2 protein-coding genes are annotated in these 3,235 nt (G+C 65.4%); both read right to left on the reverse strand.

From position 1 onward, the window contains the following. On the reverse strand, positions 1-1,170 hold a 1,170-nt coding region (locus BG61_RS37980; protein ID WP_035943414.1), incomplete at its 3' end, for a PTS transporter subunit EIIC. Positions 1,171-1,192: 22 nt separating this feature from the next. Further along, a partial coding sequence (ptsP, locus tag BG61_RS37985) for a phosphoenolpyruvate--protein phosphotransferase (protein WP_035943417.1) occupies positions 1,193-3,235 on the reverse strand: 2,043 nt, incomplete at its 5' end.

The raw sequence follows: 3,235 nt of genomic DNA on the forward strand, positions 1-3,235 counted from the left end.
GCGACCCGGCGTCTTGAGGTCGAATCTGGTGATCACGAAGCGAAACACGCCGTAATAGATCACTGCGTAGATTGGTCCGAGGAAGAAGACGTACCACGCATGGGTCGCCTTGTTGCCGATCAGGTTGAACATCAGGAAGTCGATGGCGCCCTGCGAGAAGGTGAAGCCCATGTGCATGCCGAGGGTGTTGGCCAGGAATTGGGTCGTTGCGGCGAGACACGCGTGGATGAGGTAAAGGACCGGGGCGACAAACAGGAAGGCGAACTCGATGGGCTCGGTGATGCCGGTGAGGAACGAGGTCAACGCAGCGGAGATCATTATCCCGGCAACGACGGCCTTCTTCTCGGGCTTGGCGCAGTGCCAGATGGCGATCGCCGCGGCCGGCAGGCCGAACATCTTGAACAGGAACGCGCCCGCGAAGATACCGGCGGTGCGGTCGCCCGCGAAAAAGCGGTTGATGTCGCCGTGCACCGTCTTGCCTGTCGTCGGGTCCAGGTAGCTGCCCATCTCGAAGAAGAACGGCACGTTCCAGATGTGGTGCAGGCCGAACGGGATGAGCAGGCGCTCGACGAAGCCGTAGATCGTCGCCGCGGTGCGCGGATCCGAGACCGCCGCCCATTGCGAGAAGGCTTTGATCCCGCCGCCGATCGGGGGCCACACGACGGACAGGATTGCGCCGAGCACGATTGCGCCGATCGCGGTCACGATGGGCACGAAGCGCTTGCCTGCGAAGAAGCCGAGATAGGCCGGCAACGCGATCTTGTAATAGCGATTGAACAGCCACGCTGCCAGGCCACCCGCCAGGATCCCGCCGAACACGCCGGTCTGGATGGACGGGATGCCCATGATCGTGTCGGGCTCGATGCCCTCCGCCTTGGCAATCACCCCCAATGTTGCCGTCATGACGAGATACCCGATCGTTGCGGCGATGCCCGAGACGCCGTCATTCTCGGTGAAGCCGAGCGCGACGCCGATGGCGAAGATCAGCGGCAGGTTGGCGAAGATCACGTCGCCCGAGTTCTTCATGAGCGCGAGGACGATCGCTGGAACGTAACCGTGGAAATCAGTCGCGCCAAGGCCGAGCAACAGGCCGGCCACGGGGAGCACGGCGACTGGCAGCATCAGTGCTTTGCCGACCTTCTGCAAGACTCCAAAGGCATGCTTGAACATGGAGGGTCTCCTGTTGCTCTGCTTATTCGGCGTAGGGGGCGAGAAGGGCGCGTACTTCAGCGGCGGTACCGAGACGCAGCACGTCGGCGGCCAGCTTGCGCGCTTCGGCCATGGTCACTCGCGCAAGCTGGGCCTTGACCGAACCGACCGCGGGAATGCTGACCGAAAGCTCATCGATGCCGAGGCCCGCTAGCACTGGCACGGCCATCGCATCCGAGGCGATGCCGCCGCACACACCGACCCATTTGCCATGCATGTGCGCGCCTTCGACGGTCATGCCGATCAGCCTCAGCACCGCGGGGTGAAGCGCATCGGCTTTTTTGGCGAGCTTCGGATGCCCGCGGTCCATCGCGAGCGTGTATTGCGTCAGATCATTCGTGCCGATCGAGAAAAAGTCGACTTCGCGCGCGAGCTGCTCGGCAATCAGCGCGGCAGCCGGCACTTCGATCATCACGCCGACCTTGACACTGTCAGCGCGATCGCCGGCCTCTTCGAGCAGGATCTTCCTGGCGGCCCGTACCTCTTCGATCGCGGCAACCATTGGGAACATTACGTGCAGGTTGCCAATGGGCGCTGCGCGCAAAATCGCACGCAGTTGCGTGCGAAAGATGTCAGGGCGATCGAGGCTCACACGCACGCCGCGCAGGCCGAGGAACGGATTGTCTTCCTTGGGTAGCGGCATGTAGGAGAGCGGCTTGTCACCCCCGGCGTCGAGCGTGCGGATCACGAGCGGCCGCTCGCGGCCAAGCGCTTCGGCCACGGCGCAATATTCGGCGGCCTGTTCGTCCTCGGAGGGCGCGGTGTCGCGGTCGTCGAACAGGAACTCGGAACGCAGGAGGCCCACGCCTTCGGCCCCGGCCGCAACCGCTTCACGTGCTTCCTGCGCGTTGCGAATGTTCGCGACGACTTCAATGCGGTGACCGTCTGCCGTCATCGCGAGCTTGCTCGCGGCAAGGTCCTGTTCTTCGCGCTTGGCCGTCTGTCGCCTGATGCGCTCATGCGCCTTTTCGAGATCCTCGGCGCCCGGATTGCGCCGCAGGCTGCCAAGCGAGCCGTCGAGCACGACGAGCGTGCCGTTGGCGAGCTGCAGCGCGCCCTCGTCGATGCCGCAGATGGCCGGGATGCCGAGCGAGCGCGCGAGGATCGCGACGTGGCTCGTGGCGCCGCCGGTCGTCGTGCAGAAGCCGAGCACCTTGCTGCGATCCAGCGAGGCGGTATCCGACGGCGAGAGCTCCTCGGCGATCAGAATCGAGTCGGCCGGCACTTCGATCTGCGCCTGCGTCACACCGGCAAGCAGCGCCAGCACACGACGGCCGACGTCCCGGATATCGCCGGCGCGTTCGCGCAGCAGCGGGTTGTCGAGCTTCTCGAGCGTGCTCGCCTGCTTCTGGAAACCGTTGCGCCACGCGAAGCCCGCACTCTTGCCGTCGCTGATGCTGCCGAGCGCCATGTCATTGAGGTCAGGGTCTTCGAGTAGTTCGAGGTGCGCGTCGAGGATCTGGGCCTTCGATGGATCGGTAAGCGTGGCCTTGAGCGCTTCGATCTGCTGCCTTGCTTCGTGCCGGGCTGATTCGAGCCGCGCACGTTCGCGCTGCGGCGATTCGCCTGCTTCCCTGACGTCGATGACTTCCTGGCGGAACTGCACGATGTGACCAACTGCGAGTCCAGGCGAGGCCGATACGCCGGTGAGTTCGTCGATGTCGCCGGATGCCGTGCGCCTCGCGACGCCGGGCTCGGCGACGGGCGCCGCGGCAGCCGCTTCGGGTGCGTCGCCGGGCTTCTCGCCCGAGCCCTCGGCGAGCAGGCGCGCGAGCGTGCCGGCCGCTTCACCCGCGTCGGGACCGGTGGCCTGGACGCGTACTCTGTCCCCGAGCTTCGTCGCGAGTCCCATGATGGACACGACCGACTTGGCGTTCGCGCTGTCGCTGCCGCGCAGCAGGCGGATGTCGGACTTGTACTGCTTCGCTCCGGAGGCGAAGACCGCGGCGGGCCGTGCATGCAGGCCCGCGGGATTCGGCAGGGTGACTTCGTCAGAGAGGATTGCACCGGTCGCGCCGATTGTCTC

The sequence above is a fragment of the Caballeronia glathei genome, from assembly GCF_000698595.1.
GTDB classification, from domain to species: domain Bacteria; phylum Pseudomonadota; class Gammaproteobacteria; order Burkholderiales; family Burkholderiaceae; genus Caballeronia; species Caballeronia glathei.